We start from the raw sequence: 14479 nt of genomic DNA on the forward strand, positions 1-14479 counted from the left end.
CATGGTGAAGGAGGCCGACGTGCCGCCCGAAGAGGAGTCCCTGAAAGACAGGCCCCTGAAAGACAGGCCCGTGACGGACGGGGCGGTGGTGGACGGCGGGTCCGTGGTCGACGCCCTGGACCGTGCCGTGCGGGAATTCCCCGGCCACGACGCGCTGCGCACCGCGGACACGACCCTCACCTATCGGGAGTTCGGCACCCGCGTCGAGGAGTTCGCCCGCCGATTGCAGGATCTGACCGCACCGGGGGAGTTCATCGCCCTCGAAGGCAGCCGGGGTCCGGCAGCGATCATCGCCATGGCCGGGGCCTTGAAGGCGGCGCGCCCGTTCGTCTTCGTCGACGACCGCGACAGCGCCTCGTCCAACGCCGAGAAGACCGGCCTCCTGGGTGTGCGCCTGATGGCACGCGCGCCGTCCGGGAACGGCCCGGCGGAGTTCACCTCGATCCCCGACGCGTGGCGCACCGGCGACGGCATACCCGCCGGAGCACATCGCAAGGCCCCCCAACTCCCTTTCGAGGAAGGGGAGATCGGGTACGCGATCCACACGTCGGGATCCACCGGAGCGCCCAAGTGCGTCCTCGTCCGGACGGCCCCGCTGGCCCCGGTGATCCGTGACCACGTCGAGCGACTCGCCGTCGGGCCGGACAGCAGGACGCTCCAGTTCGCCCGGCTCACCTTCGACGGGTGCATCACCGAGATCCTCTGGACGCTGACCGCGGGCGGCTGCCTCGTGGTGCTCGACGAGGCGCACTTGGCGCCCGGCGCCGTCCTGCGCGACACCCTGGAGCGCTTCGCCGTCACGCACCTCAAGACGACCCCGTTCGCCCTGACGGTGACCGAACCCGGCGACGCGATGCACTTGGAGCACGTGGTCAACGGCGGTGGCCCCTGCCGGCCCGCCGTGATCCGCACCTGGTCCAAGGTGGCGAGCTTCCACAACGCCTACGGCCTCACCGAGACCACGGTGTGCAACCTGCTCAGCGACGCGCTCGATCCGGACGACTGTCGCGACGGAGTACCCCTCGGGGACCCGGTGGGCGACTGCGGTCACCTCATCCGCGACCCGGCCACCGGCGCCACGGGCCCCGGCGTACAGCGGGGCGAACTCGTCGTGACCGGCGCGAGCGTGGCCGCGGGGTACCTCACCGCACAGGGTGTGCGGCCCTTCCTCGGGCCGGACGGCACGAGTGCGTACGCCACCGGGGACCTGGTCGAACTCCACGCCGACGGGCTCCATTTCGTGGAGCGCCTGGACCGGCAGGTGAAGGTCCGCGGCTACCGCCTCGACCCCGGCGAGATCGAAGCGGCGGTGTGCCGGCACCCGGACGTGCGGGACGCGGTGGTCGTGGCCGAGGCCCACGACGGCGGCGACCCCTCCGAGCTCGACACACTGGTCTGCTACTACCGGGGCGAGCCCGGTCCCCGCTCCGTACGCGGACATCTGGAGGGCATTCTCGACCCGTACAAGATCCCCTCGGTCCTCGAACAGGTCGACTCCTTTCCGCACACCGTGAACGGCAAGGTCGACCGGGACGCCCTGCGGGCGCGCCGCCGCGGCCAGGCCACCGGGGCCGCGCCGGCCACCCCGGACGGGCAGGTGCTGCGCCTGGTGCGCACCCTGACCGGCGTCGAGGACGTACGCCTCGACGACAACTTCTTCGACGTGGGCGGCGACTCGGCCTCGGCCGTCGTGCTCGTGTCCGGACTGAAGAAGCTCGGCTGGGCCGATGCCGGAGTCCGCGACGTGCTGCGGGCGGCGGACCTGCGGGACCTCGCCGACCGGCTGCGGGAACGGAGCGTGTGACGGATGTGTGGCCTGTGCGGGACCTACGCCCCGGACAAGACCCTCGACCGGTCCGTAGCCGCCGCGATGCACGCACGGCTGATCCACCGAGGACCGGACGAGACCTACTCGCTCAGCACGCCCACCCTGTCCGTCAAACTCGGCCGCCTCGGCATGACCGCCCTGAAGGACGGCTGGCAGCCGGCCGAGGACCCCAGCGGCCGGTACGTGGCCATGACGAACGGCGAGATCTACAACGGCGCGGAACTGCGCGCCCGGCTCGGCGGCGCACGGCCCGACAACCGGGTCGACGTGGCCGTCCTGCCGGAACTGTTCGCCCGGTACGGGCCGGCCGGCCTGGAAATGGTCGACGGTCAGTTCGCCACCGCCATCCACGACCGGGCGGAGGACCGGCTGTACCTGGGCCGGGACCGCTTCGGAGTGTGCCCGCTCTTCTACACCGTCGTCGGCACGCACGTGCACTTCTGTTCCGAGTTGAAACCGCTCGTGCAGAGCGTCGAGCGCTCCTGGGGGCTCGACGTCGGCGCGGTCGACCAGTACCTGACGCTCGGCAACATCGTGGCCCCGCGCACGCTGGTGGAGGGCGTCCACGCCGTGCCGCCCGGCTGCCTGGTCCGCTTCGGCGGGGGCGCACCCGCGACCGAACGGTACTGGCGCTACGGGGAGTTCACCGTGCCGGACCGTCCCGTCACCGCCCCGCAGATCCGGGACGCGCTCCAGGGGGCGGTGGCCGACCGGCTGCGCGCGGACGTGGAGATCGGCGCCTACCTCAGCGGCGGATTCGACTCCACCGCCCTCGTCCTTGAGGCATCCCGCCTGCGGCGCGAGCCCACCCGCACGTTCTCCGTGCTCTTCGACGACATCGCCCTCGACGAGGGACGGTTCCAGCGCGAGGTCGCCGACAAGGTGGGCAGCGAACACCACCAGATCCACTGCACGCCCGATGACGTCACCGCCCGCTTCGAGGAGATGGTGCGCCACTGCTGCTATCCGCAGCGCGAGACGTACAACGTGGCGGCCTTGATGCTGGCCGGCGAGGCCCGCCGCACCGGCCTCAAGGGGGTGATCTCGGGGGAGGGCGCCGACGAGCTGTTCTACGGCTACGACTCCTACGCGTTCGACGGCGCCCGCAGAAAGCAGCCGCCGAGCCACCCCGACAACGAACGGGCGTGGGGCAGGGCCGACTTCTCCTGGGAGGTCGACCGGGCCAGGGCCGCCCGCAGGCGCGAGATGTGTCTCACGTCCCGGTCGGCCGAGGCCCTGGTCGGCAAGGAGTACTGGCGGGACCGCCTGATCCCGTTCGACGAGCGGGAGACCGCCGGGCTGACCCGGATGCAGCTACGCTCGATCGCCGATGTGTATGTGCAGCTCAGCGGCCATCTGCTCGGCGACCACGGCGACACCATGCTCATGGCGAACTCGGTGGAGGGCCGCTATCCCTTCCTGGGGAACTCCGTGGTCGCCCTGGGGCTGAGTGTCCCGGACGAGCGGAAGGTGGCGGACTTCGAGGGCAAGGCCTGTCTGAAGGAGGCGTACGCCGACATCGTCCCGCGCGCCGTCCTGGACCGCGCCAAACAGGGCTTCACCGCGTACGGCCTTTCGGCGACGTCGGACGAGCCGACGCTGTCGCGATGGCGGGACCTGGTCGCGGCCAGCGGTGTCTTCCGGCCCGACGCCCTGGACACCCTGGCCGCCGACCCCACGCCCGACAAGTGGGACGTCCGTCTGAGCCTCATCAGCATCAGCGCGGTGATCGACGAGTTGGGACTGACCTCATGACGGACACCGAGACGCACACATGGCACGAGGTGATCCACGGCGACCGCTGGACATCGTCGTCGACCCTGTGGGTCGAGGACGGCACCGAGTACACCGGGGCGCGGGTGGGACGGCTCGCCGCCATGGTCGAGGAAGCCATCCACGCCCATGGCCCGGCCCGTGTGGTCAGCATTCGCTCCCCCCACAAACTGGGCTGTTTCGCCGGGCAGTTGGGGGCCTGGCGGGCCGGCTCCGTGGCCGTCGCCGACGACCACACCCTCACCGGGCGCGACTTCGAGCGGGTACGGCCCGACCTCACCCTGGAGGTCCGGTCCGGGCCGTCCCCGACGGTCGAGGCGGCTGTCTCGCCGGGGACCCGGCCGCCCCGGGACCGGATTCCCGAGGAGGTGGTCGCCGTCAACTTCACCTCGGGCAGCACCGGCAGCCGCAAGGCCGTCGCGGTGACCCGCGGCAATCTGCTGGTGCTCTTCGGCTGCCGGGACCTGGACGTGCCCGTCGGCCAGGATCCGGACCGGTCCGGCGAAGTGCCCGTCACGGCGGGCAGCTTCGCGACCCCCACGTACGACGGCTGGTGGTTCGACACCTGGCGCACGGTCGCGACGGGTGGGCGCGTGGTGTGCCTGCCGCACGTCAACGACGACGTCTTCGCCTGGCCCGACCTCGTGGAGAGCTACGGCATCAGCCGCCTGCTGCTGCCCGCCGCCGTCATCACGACCGTCGTCGAAGCCGTACCCGACTGCGTCGCGGACATCCCCTGGCTGTTCAGCGGCGGCGAGCAGTTCCGGATGTCGACCTACCGGCGGGCCAGGCAGGCCGGCCTGCGGGGCCACTTCGTCAACCTCTACGGACCGACCGAGGCCACCTTCGCCACCCACCACTACCGGCTGCCCGACGACTTCTCGGCGCCCACCATCCCCATCGGCCGCCCCTTGGACGGCTGCCGGCAGACCCTGCGTGACCCTGGTGAAGGACCGCCGGGAGCACGGGAGTTGGTGGTGCACGGACCGTTCGTCTGCCTGGGATACCTGGACGGCGGCACCCTGGTCCACCGGTTCCGTGACCCGTCGGGACAGCCGTCGTACCGCACCGGGGACCTCGTGCATCCGGACGAGCACGGCGACCTCGTGTTCGCCGGGCGGCTGGACGGCGAGGTCAAGGTGAACGGGATGCGGGTCGACACCGCGGCCCTGGAGCAGCGGATCAGCACCCTGCCCCGGGTCCTCGACTGCCGGGTGACCCAGGACGAACGGCACACCGTCGCCTTCGTCCGGACCGATCCCGCCGCCCTTGACGACCCGTCGGCCCGCGACCGGATCGAGTCCGCCGTACAGGACTTCTCCCCGGCGATCGGCGTGCGTCTGGTGGGCCGCTACCCGGTCAAGGCCGGCGGCAAGGTCGACTTCCCCACCCTCATGGACCGATACCGACAGACAGAGAAGGCGGAAGAGACATGACACAGATATCACCCGACGCCATCACCGACTGCCTGCGCACCGTGCTCGACCGCGAGGTCGAGGCCGACACCGACATCTTCACCGCCGGAGTCGACTCCCTGGCCGTGCTGCGCTGCCGCGCCCTCCTCAAGGAACGGACGGGCGTCCGGGTCCCCGGGCACGTCTTCTTCGAGGGCCGCACCCCGCTGCGCATCGCCGACCTGATCGGAGCCGAGCATGCTGGTCGTTGAGGACAGCCCGCTGTACTCACCCGAGTTCTTCGCCGACGACGACCCCTGGGCGTACCTCGCCAAGCTCCGCGAGCACGACCCGGTCTCGCTGCACCGCAGGGACGACGGCTACGAGTTCTACGCGCTGACCCGGTACGCCGACGTGTACGCGGCCTATGTGGACCACCGGCGGCTCAGCTCCGCGTACGGCACCATGATCGACGGCTCGTACCTGCCGCAGAAGGACTCGGCATCCGGCCGCATGCTCATCGTGTCCGACCAGCCCGAGCACACCGCGATCCGCAAGCCCATCAAGACCAGCGGCTTCAGCAGGGACATGCTGGGCCGGGTCGGGCAGACGGTTCGGCGCAACATCCGCGGCGCCCTCGACAGCCTGTCCGTGGGCGATCGGCTCGACTTCAGCAAGGTGATCGCGCCCGAGCTGCCCAAGGGCGTCCTGGAGGTGCTCTTCGGCATCGGCGCGGAGGACGCGCGGTACCTCCTGGAAGCGACCCGCACGATGATCGGCTACCGCGACGAGGCGTACGCCGGTTCGCGGCCGCTGGACGCGCTGGTCGACGCACAGCTCGACGTGCTGGAATTCATCGACGACCTCCTCGTCAAGCGCTCGACGACCGGCCCCGCCGAGGACATGATCGGCTTCCTCGCGCAGTGCGTCGCCGAGGGCGCCATGCCCCGGGACGTCGCCGTGCTCAACGGCCTGAACGTCGCCGTCGGAGGTAACGAGACCACCCCGCACACGGCGAGCCTGACCGTCCACACCATCGACCAGGAACGCGAACAGTGGCGGAAGGTGGCGAGCGGCGAGGTGGGACCCGACGTGGCCACCCAGGAGTTCCTGCGGTGGACCTCCACGAACAGCTATGTGCAACGGCTGACGGTCGAGGACTTCGAGGTCGGCGGACACACCATTCCGGCCAACAGTTTCGTGGCCCTGTGGAACATGTCCGCGAACCGGGACGCCGAGGTCTTCGACGGCCCCGACAGCTTCCGGATCGACCGGTCGGAGAACAAGCAGATCGCCTTCGGGGCCGGTGTCCACCGGTGCGTCGGGGCACCCGTGGCGACCTTGGAGATCCAGACGTTCATCGAGGAACTGGCCGACTGGGACAAGGCGTTCGCGGTGGTCGACCCGCCCCGGCGCCTGCACTCCAACTTCATGCTCGGGCTGACCGAGCTTGAGGTGGAGGTGGTCGACGCGAAGGAACTCGGCACGTGAACGAGCCCCCCGCCGGACCGGACGTGTGCGTCTGCTTCCCGGCCGCCGGCGGCGGCGGTGCCACCCTCGCCCTGCTGAGGGACATCGCCGCCCGCCGCGGCATGACCGTCCTGGCCCTGTCGAACGCCGAGTCCGTGGCCGACTTCGACTCCGGCCGGTGGAAGGACCGGGCCGTACAGGAGGTCCGGCGGGCCGTGGCGCACACGTCCGGCCGCCGGGTCGTCCTGGCCGGGCACTCCATGGGTGGGCTTTCCGCCATCTGCCTGCACGCCGCCCTCGGCGCGAGGATGAGCGTGCCGACGGGGGTACTGGTCATCAATACCCCGTGCCCCGACTCATCAGGACGCATACCGACGATGTCACAGCTCCCCGACCGCGAGATCGCCCAGGTACTCGCCCACGACGGCTTCCCGCAGGAGTTACTCGACGACGAGGACATGCTGGCGGAGATCGCACACGGACTGCGCCGCGACGCCGTGGTGGCCGACCGGCTCGCCGAGGTGCTCGGCTCCGCGGACCACCTCGACCAGCTGCACGTGCTCTCCGGACGCGACGACCGGTTCATCCCACCCGAACGCTGCGCCGCTTGGCGGCACCGGGTCACCGAAGAGTTCCACCTGACGATCACGCCCGGCCGACACGCCCTGGACGCGACGCGCACCGCCGCGGTCGAGCGAGCCTTCGACGGGCTCCTCGCGGCCACCCCGTACAGGGAGGCCGCGGCGTGAGCGGACTGCAGAAGTCACTGGGCGGCGCCGTGGGCACCTTCCTCGCGCTCTCCACCATCCTGGGCAGCGGCATGATGATCCTGCCCGGCACCAGCTACCACCAACTCGGCCGCTCGGCCTGGATGCCGTGGGCCGTCGCGGCCGTCTCGGTCATCCCGCTCCTGTACTGCTACGCCTGGCTCGGCCGGCGCTACCCGTCGGCCTCCGGGGTGGCCCACTACTCGGAGGTCGCCTTCGGGCGGCCTGCCGGGCGGTCCGCCGGACTGCTCGCCACTCTCGCGCTGGTGGCCGGCATCCCCGCCACCGCCATCACCGGTGGACGCTACGTCGCCGAGTTCTCCGGCGTCGCGAGCCTGGCCTGGCTCTTCCCGGTCGTCGTCCTCGTGGCGGCCACGGTCATCGGATGCCTGGGCACCAATGTCTCCGGCAAGGTCCAAGTGGCTCTCGTTCTGGCCCTGTTCGTCCTCGTCACCTGTATTTCCCTGGTCGCCCTCGGCGTGCACGGCGTACGGGCGCCGAGCGCCGAGGTACCGCCACTTGGTGAACTCGGCAGCGTCCTGACGGCCGTCTACGTCGCCTTCACCGGCTGGGAGACCGTGGCCTTCACCTTCGAGGAACACAAGCGCCCCGATGCCATCCCGCGCATCTTCGCCGCCTCGTACGTGATCGTGGTCGCCCTGTACGGGCTGGTGCTGCTCGGCCTGTTCAGCGCGGTGGACCCCGGCGACAAGGCCCTGGACCAGGCCCCGCTGCTGCTTCTGGCGGAGCGCTCGCTCGGGGACCTCGGCCGGCCGGTGACGCTGGCCCTGGTCGTCGCCGCCATCACCGCGAACGTCTGCGCCTCGGTACTGGCCCTGTCCCGGCTGGTGTTCGGCATGGCACGCAGCGGATTCCTGCCCGGCGCGCTGAGCCGGGTACGGGAACGTGACGGAAATCCGGTCACGTCCGTGCTTGCGGTGGGCGTGGTCCTGACGGTGATCGCGGTCCTCGGCGCGACGGGCGTCATGTCCTTCACGCTGCTCTTCGTCCTGTCCGGCGGGATCTACTTCGTCCTGTACGGCCTGGGCGCGGCCTCGTACACCAAGCTGGCCGGACACGGCCCGCCCCGGCTCATCGCCGCGCTGTGTGGCGTGACGGTGGTCGCGGTGACCGTGCTCGCGGGGCCGCCCATGTGGATGTGCTGGGCGCTGTTCGCCCTCGTGCTGCTGGTGACCGCCGTCCTGGCGCGCCGCGCGTCGCGCCGGGACCCGAGCACCCGCGTACGGGCGGACGAACCCGCCCGATGACCGACCTGGAGATCCCGATGACCGTTCCGGAGATACGGAGGCTGTGATGACCGACGCCGCGTTCTTCCCCGGCGCGGGTTCCTTCGGCGGAGAGTTCCGCCCGCTCACCCGGGCGCTGGGACCCGCGTCCCGGCTGGTGCGCTACCCGGGCCGACAAGGCCGGGACTTCGGGGTTCCGGCCCCGTCGTTCGACGCCGTGGTCCGCGCCTGCGCCGAACAGATCGTCCGGCACGCGATGGTGCGCCCACTCCTGTTCGGCCACAGCTACGGGGCATACGTCGCCTGCGCGACCGCCGCCCACCTGCGGGACTCCGGGGTCGAGGTGGCCTCGCTGGTGGTGGCGGGCGCCGCAGGCCCCGGGCGCCTGGAGCTGCCGGGGCCTGCGGTGAGCGGTCCGGCGGAGGCGGTCGCGTACCTGGAAGAGGTGGACCCCGGTCTGCTGGCCCAGGCGCCCTCGGACGAATGGCGCGAGGTCGTCGCGGAGACGGCGGTGTGGGATCTGCGTCTGCTCGGCGCATTCGACCCGGCCGACGTGCCGCCTCTGCCCTGCCGGGTCTTGGCGGCGCGCGGGGCCGACGACCCGTTGACGACGGAGGACTCGATCGCCGAGTGGCGGAACGTCACGACGGGCCGGTTCACCAGCCGCACCTTCCCGGGCGGCCACTCGGACCTGCTGGCTTCGCCCGACTGCGCCTCCTGGCTCCAGGATGCTGTGCGGACGGCCGGCACCTGAGTGATTGCCCGGGTCAGTGCGGTGGTGGGGAGCGCGATGGCGGTCAGTGCAGTTGGAACTTCTGGGCGGGGCTGCCGTTGCAGTCCCAGATCTGGAGCCTGGTGCCGTTGGCGGTCGCGCCGCTCGGTGAGTCCAGGCACCTGCCGGACTGCGGGTTCAGGAGCGAACCGTCCGACCGGACGACCCACTTCTGGCCGCCGACGCCGTTGCAGTCCCACAGTTCGACCTTGGCGCCGCCCGCCGTGCCATTGCCGTTGATGTCCAGGCAGCGGCCGAGGGTGCGCAGCGTGCCGTCGGCGAGGTGTGCCCAGTGCTGGTCCTCGGCGTACTTCTGGCAGTCCCAGAGCTGCACCGCGGCGCCGTTGGCCCCGGTGTCGTCGGCGGCGACATCGACGCACGCGCCGCCGGGGCCGGTGAACTCGCGCTGGTCGCCGTTGGGTTCGTCGGTCTGGCCCGTGTAGCCGACCGAGGTGATGTTGGCCTGGACGGCGTTCTCGGCGGCGTCCGTCGGATAGCCGGCGACCATCACTCCCTCGAAGAACGTGCCACGGTTCCAGTTGCTGTTGTCACCGCCGGTGCCCAGGATGATGCCGCCCTCCTGTTGCATCGGCGCGTAGCCGCCGCGGTTGGGCAGGGCTCCGTCCCACCAGGTCGACAGGCCGCCCGACCGCGCGTCGGCGCCCTTGAGCGCGTACCTGGTCCGCCCGTCGTTCTTGAGCATGGCGGTGACGTAGGGGGTGCTGTTGCCGCGGTTGGCGGTGTTGGAGCCGTTGGCTCCCTGGAACATGCCGTTCTCCAGGTCGGCCTCGATCCAGGGTCCGGATCCGGTGCACGGGGCGAAGTAGCAGGTGGTGGCGATGGACACGGCGTCCATGTGGCCGTTGCCGGTGTCGGCGGGAGTGCGTTCGGCGTTGCCGTAGTCGAAGCAGCAGGCGGACCCCACGTGGGTGCCGCTGGCGACCATGTAGGCGCCCTCGGCCTGTCCGTTGACGGCGGTGCCGGACGCCTGGCCGTTGGAGCGGTAGCCGACGCCCGGCGAGATCCAGATGCCGTAGACCTTGTGACCACCGGCGGTCACCGAGATCTCGGCGGCGTCGGCGCCCCGGTCGGCTCCCATGCCGGCGGTGCCGGCCGGTCCCGGCAGGAGGTCGTTGTGCCGTGCCGTCTGGTCGTAGACCCTGCTGATCGAGCAGGTGGTGTTCTGGCAGAAGGCGTCCTGCGCCGCGGCGTTGGCGTAACCGCCCGGGGCGAGCACGCCGATGTCCTTGGCCGCGCCGTCGGAAACCCGCTTCACCTGGTAGAGCGGGCCGTTGTAGGAGGAGATGAGGGCGCGGGTGGTGCTGTGCGCGGCGACGCACGCGGTGCCGGCGCTGCCGTAGATGTCGCAGGGCAGGGACGCGGCGGCCCGGGACGCCGCCGGCAGTGCCAGGAACGTGCCGAGTACGACGGTGACGGCGGCCAGGACGGAGAGTACGGCCCGGCGCGCGCGGCCGGCGGGGCCGTGACCCGAGGTGCCGGTTCCTGTGTGGGGGAGTGGCGCTCTGCGCATGCTGTGCTCCCGTGGGGTGTGGGGTGGAGCCTCAATGGGCGTGCAGGAGACGCGAGTTGCCGTGGTGCGGCTGAGGCGGAACGTAACCCCACTGTTTGGTTACGTCAATGTTTGTTGCTTCCGATTCGATTCCTTGGCGGAAGATTTGGGATTTGGCGCGAATGCGAGAGTTCCGCGTCAGACCGGGCCTGCGTGATGGAGAGGCTGCACCGGTGTCAGGAGCGAGAAGGCCGCCGTCGAAGCGCGGTCACGTCAGGACGAGCCAGCGCCGGCCGTCGATGAGCTCGCGTGCCGCGTCGAGATGGCCGGCGTGGCACGCGGTTTCGGTGATGACGTGCAGCAGGACATCGCGCAGGGTGTGCAGATGCGGCTCGCCGAACAGATCGCGCGGCCACCAGGCAAGGGCCGTCTCGGGCGAGCCGGCCGCACTGATGGCGTCGGAGATCTCCGCCTCGCGGCGATACGCGTCGAGCACGTCGGCGGCCGGCCTCCGCGCCGGCACGATCCAGGCTTCGTCGCCGGTCGGCAGGCCCTGGATGACGTCCTGGTCCCCGGCCACGACCGCACGGAACCAGAAGCGCTCGACGTCGAGCGTGAGGTGCTGGACGATCCCCAGGCAGTGCCAGCCAGACGGCAGCACAGGCCTGCGCAGCGCCCCCGCGTCGAGTCCGTCGAGGATGCCGAGCACGTGGCGCCGCTGTGCGTCCAAGGTCTTGAGGAGTGCCCTGATCTCGCCGCACGGAGGTGTCTCGCTCTCGCTTTCGGTCACGCTCCCATGATTCCCCCATCCGTACGGATCCGGGACCGGTTCCGCGATCCACCGTTCCGCCCGGCCACTGCTGCGAGCGGTCGGGGCCCGCGCTCCCGGCCGGACGGGTCCGGTCGTCCGGGCCTTTCCGGCAGTGACTGTAGAAGTCGGCTATAGGGTGGGGAACGATGACGCCCGTCAACTGCCGTGCGGGCATTGGCCGCTGGAGACGAAGTCGGCTCGGACGCCACGCCTGAGGGTGGCGCGCCCGGCCCGGCTCGGGGCAGCTGCCGCTGCCGCCGGCGGTGCCGGACGCCGCGCCCGGACCGCGAGAGGACCCGATGCACGCCAACGAGCAGGCCCAGACTCCCCAGAGCAGGACGCCGCGCAGCAGCACGGTCAGGGCCCCCGCTCCGGAGCGGGCGCTACCCCCCGGCCTGCTCGCCCTCCAGAGGGCCGCGGGAAACCGGGCCGTGCTCCAAATGCTCCGCACATCCGGCCACGCCTGGTCCCAGGACCAGCACGCCCACCCGGACCGCTGCGGTGAACAGCGGCAGGGTGCCGGGCCGGAGACGGCGGTGCAGCGCCGCTCCGCCGTCCACGATGTGCTGCGCTCTTCCGGCCGGCCCTTGGACGACGCCACCCGCACGGACATGGAGGCCCGCCTCGGCGCCGACTTCACCGGCGTGCGCATTCACGACGGCGCCGAAGCCAAGGCGTCCGCCGCCGAAGTCGGTGCGCGTGCCTACACGAGCGGTGACCACGTCGTCATCGGCGAGAGCGGTGCCGACAAGCACACGCTGGCGCACGAGCTGACGCACGTCATCCAGCAGCGCCAGGGGCCGGTCACCGGCACCGACCGGGGCGACGGCCTCCGCGTCTCGGACCCCTCGGACAGGTTCGAGCGCGCGGCCGAGGCCAACGCCCGCCGGGCCATGTCCGGCTCGGCACCGGTCCAGCGCACTGCCGTGCCCGCCGTCGGCCCGACGCACCAGGATTCATCGGTGATCGCCCGGATGCCGGCCGAGGAGTCCGCGACCGAGACGGCCAAGCCGTGGCTGGTATTCGGCGTGGACGGGCGCAACAAGGAACAGCTGACCTCCGCCGTCCAAGCCGGGTACCGGCGCTTCGACACGGCGGAGAGCTACCGCAACACCGAGACCGTCTCCGAGGTGCTGCACGGCCTGCCCCGCGCCGGCTACGAGATCCTGTACAAGTTCGACGTCCGCTCGGGAGAGTCGGCCGCGGTGCTTCGCGCCCGCCTGGAACGGGCCGCCGCCCTCTTCGAGGGGCGGCTCGACAGCCTGGTCATCCACAACCTGGACGTCGACAGGACGGACCTGTCGGACGCCTGGCAGGTCCTCGCCGAGCTGAAGCGCGACGGGATCACCGGGCAGGTCGGGCTGGGCAACGTCGGTGAGAACCACACGGAACTGCTGGCCGAACTCGGCGGAGTCGACGTGGTGGAGAACTCCGTCGAAAGCCTTCTGCTCAGCGAGAACGTGCAGAACGCGATCAAGGAGTCGGGCGCGCACCTGTACTACTACGACGTCATCAGGACGGCCCGCCAGATGGATCTCGACCTGACCTCGCCCGACGACCTGAACGGCCTCATCTACACCATGGCCGGTACCTTCCCCCGGCGGGACGGCACGTCCAACGCCACGATGATCAGCAGCAGCGGATCGTCCGGCACCCAAACGGCCAACCTGGAGAACTACGGCGGCGGCCCCGACCACGCGGACTTCACCGGGGACGAGCAGTACGGCGCGATGGAGAAGATCGACACCTGGCGCAAGCAGCAGAGTTCCGGCCAGACGAACGACACCTCGTTCGCGCTCCGCCCCCAGCTCGCCGGCTGGCTGATGGACCTGTGCGAACCGGGCGCCGCCGACGCACTGCGCGACAGTCTCGTGGAAGCGGCGAAGAAGCAGGGGACATCGGTGAACCAGGCGTTCATCGAGGAGTGGCTGGTGGAGCAGGGCCGGGTCACGGCGGAGGAGCTCGGCGCGGTACGGATCCCCTCCCGGGTGGGTCTGAAGCGGCGCTACATCGGCATGACCCTGCGGGACACCCTGGCCGCACTGTTCGGGGTCAAGAACTGCGACTGGAAATGGTCCATCGAACTGGTGCAGTTGATGTTCAGTGACGCCGACCAATGGGACAACGTTCTCCGGTTCGCCGCGGGGGAGATCGTCCAGCAGTGAGGGGCACGGGATCCGACCCGGGGGAACACCCGGACGCGGGCGAGGGCCGTCCCGGGCGCGGCGGTGCCGTGCGGCCCTCCGGGCGCACCTTCACGGGATGGCCCCCGGAGGCTTTCGACGTCCTGCTGCGGTTGGAGGGTGAGCCGTCGCAGTCCGTGCGCGAGGCGTGTCGCAGGGACCGCGAACGGCTGGTGCGGAAGCCGATGATCGCGCTGCTCAACGACATCGCCGACACGAACCCGGACTACGACGACTTCTCCGTCTGGCACTACCGCACCAACTCGTGGTGGTGGCAGCACCAGGGTGCGGTGATCCGGCTCGCGCGCAACGTCGAAATGGGCCTGCGCTTCGACCTCGACGGCCTGCGGATCCAGGGGGCTTGGTGGTACCCCGTGCCGGAGCAGGTCAAGATGTTCCGGCAGGCCGTGGCAGCGGCAGGCAGTGGCCCCCGGCTCGCCGCCATCGCCGTGGAATTGAGGACGCGGGATTACGAAGTCACCGGCGACCTCATGAAGCGGGTTCCGCGGGGCTACCCGGCCGACCATCCGCGTGCCGAACTCCTGCGGCATCGCTCGTTCATCGCCGCCCGGCCGCTGGGATGCGCTGCCTGGCTGCACACACCGGAGGCGTTGGACCTGGTCCTCGACGCCATCGACGAGCTCAGGGACCTGATGTCCTGGCTGGTCCGGTACGTGAAGGTGTAACCTTCGCCGGGGTATGCGGTGCGGCGGAATCGGTCCTT

Annotated in this window: 12 protein-coding genes; 10 read left to right on the plus strand and 2 right to left on the minus strand. The window is 70.8% G+C overall.

Annotation, left to right across the window (positions count from 1 at the left end):
- Position 1: 1 nt before the first annotated feature.
- Genes ACFYNP_RS11575 through ACFYNP_RS11610 form a run of 8 tightly spaced genes read left to right on the plus strand, consistent with a single transcriptional unit; the run spans position 2 to position 9233 of the window.
- Positions 2 to 1804, plus strand: a complete 1803-nt coding sequence (locus ACFYNP_RS11575; protein ID WP_388784848.1) for a non-ribosomal peptide synthetase — start codon at positions 2 to 4, stop codon at positions 1802 to 1804.
- A gap of 3 nt (positions 1805 to 1807) precedes the next feature.
- Complete coding sequence (gene asnB / locus ACFYNP_RS11580; RefSeq protein WP_388784850.1) at positions 1808 to 3583, plus strand: asparagine synthase (glutamine-hydrolyzing); 1776 nt, start codon at positions 1808 to 1810, stop codon at positions 3581 to 3583.
- Positions 3580 to 5037: an AMP-binding protein gene (locus ACFYNP_RS11585; protein ID WP_388784851.1), complete on the plus strand. Its 1458-nt coding sequence runs from the start codon at positions 3580 to 3582 to the stop codon at positions 5035 to 5037. Before asnB ends, ACFYNP_RS11585 begins: the two co-directional genes overlap by 4 nt.
- Entirely contained in the window at positions 5034 to 5267 is a 234-nt protein-coding gene (locus tag ACFYNP_RS11590; protein ID WP_388410257.1) for an acyl carrier protein, read from the plus strand. Before ACFYNP_RS11585 ends, ACFYNP_RS11590 begins: the two co-directional genes overlap by 4 nt.
- Complete coding sequence (locus ACFYNP_RS11595; protein ID WP_388784853.1) at positions 5254 to 6486, plus strand: cytochrome P450; 1233 nt, start codon at positions 5254 to 5256, stop codon at positions 6484 to 6486. Before ACFYNP_RS11590 ends, ACFYNP_RS11595 begins: the two co-directional genes overlap by 14 nt.
- Positions 6483 to 7214 carry a thioesterase II family protein gene (locus ACFYNP_RS11600; protein ID WP_388410252.1) on the plus strand — a complete coding sequence of 244 codons (732 nt, stop codon included), beginning with the start codon at positions 6483 to 6485 and terminating at the stop codon, positions 7212 to 7214. Before ACFYNP_RS11595 ends, ACFYNP_RS11600 begins: the two co-directional genes overlap by 4 nt.
- Positions 7211 to 8500 (plus strand): APC family permease, encoded by a 1290-nt coding sequence (locus ACFYNP_RS11605; RefSeq protein WP_388410250.1) that lies wholly within the window; start codon positions 7211 to 7213, stop codon positions 8498 to 8500. The genes ACFYNP_RS11600 and ACFYNP_RS11605 overlap by 4 nt, the downstream gene beginning before the upstream one ends.
- Before the next feature lie 46 nt (positions 8501 to 8546).
- Complete coding sequence (locus ACFYNP_RS11610; protein WP_388410247.1) at positions 8547 to 9233, plus strand: thioesterase II family protein; 687 nt, start codon at positions 8547 to 8549, stop codon at positions 9231 to 9233.
- A 43-nt stretch (positions 9234 to 9276) separates the two neighbouring features.
- On the opposite strand, the gene ACFYNP_RS11615 is transcribed toward ACFYNP_RS11610, so the two are convergent.
- Complete coding sequence (locus tag ACFYNP_RS11615; RefSeq protein WP_388784854.1) at positions 9277 to 10782, minus strand: arabinofuranosidase catalytic domain-containing protein; 1506 nt, start codon at positions 10780 to 10782, stop codon at positions 9277 to 9279.
- Positions 10783 to 11029: 247 nt separating this feature from the next.
- Positions 11030 to 11551, minus strand: coding sequence for a DinB family protein (locus tag ACFYNP_RS11620; RefSeq protein ID WP_388410242.1), 522 nt, complete (start codon positions 11549 to 11551; stop codon positions 11030 to 11032).
- A 320-nt stretch (positions 11552 to 11871) separates the two neighbouring features.
- On the opposite strand from ACFYNP_RS11620, the gene ACFYNP_RS11625 reads away from it, so the two are divergent.
- Entirely contained in the window at positions 11872 to 13737 is a 1866-nt protein-coding gene (locus ACFYNP_RS11625; protein ID WP_388784856.1) for an aldo/keto reductase, read from the plus strand.
- On the plus strand, positions 13734 to 14441 hold the full coding sequence (locus tag ACFYNP_RS11630) for a DUF2461 family protein (RefSeq protein WP_388784857.1): 708 nt from the start codon (positions 13734 to 13736) through the stop codon (positions 14439 to 14441). Before ACFYNP_RS11625 ends, ACFYNP_RS11630 begins: the two co-directional genes overlap by 4 nt.
- Positions 14442 to 14479: the final 38 nt, after the last annotated feature.

Source organism: Streptomyces sp. NPDC006691, from assembly GCF_042869955.1.
In the GTDB taxonomy this organism is placed as follows: domain Bacteria; phylum Actinomycetota; class Actinomycetes; order Streptomycetales; family Streptomycetaceae; genus Streptomyces.

Coding starts and splice junctions, on each gene's coding strand:
- ACFYNP_RS11575 (WP_388784848.1), top strand. CDS start 2: ATGGTGAAGGAGGCCGACGTGCCGCCCGAAGAGGAGTCCCTGAAAGAC.
- asnB (WP_388784850.1), top strand. CDS start 1,808: ATGTGTGGCCTGTGCGGGACCTACGCCCCGGACAAGACCCTCGACCGG.
- ACFYNP_RS11585 (WP_388784851.1), top strand. CDS start 3,580: ATGACGGACACCGAGACGCACACATGGCACGAGGTGATCCACGGCGAC.
- ACFYNP_RS11590 (WP_388410257.1), top strand. CDS start 5,034: ATGACACAGATATCACCCGACGCCATCACCGACTGCCTGCGCACCGTG.
- ACFYNP_RS11595 (WP_388784853.1), top strand. CDS start 5,254: ATGCTGGTCGTTGAGGACAGCCCGCTGTACTCACCCGAGTTCTTCGCC.
- ACFYNP_RS11610 (WP_388410247.1), top strand. CDS start 8,547: ATGACCGACGCCGCGTTCTTCCCCGGCGCGGGTTCCTTCGGCGGAGAG.
- ACFYNP_RS11615 (WP_388784854.1), bottom strand. CDS start 10,782: ATGCGCAGAGCGCCACTCCCCCACACAGGAACCGGCACCTCGGGTCAC.
- ACFYNP_RS11625 (WP_388784856.1), top strand. CDS start 11,872: ATGCACGCCAACGAGCAGGCCCAGACTCCCCAGAGCAGGACGCCGCGC.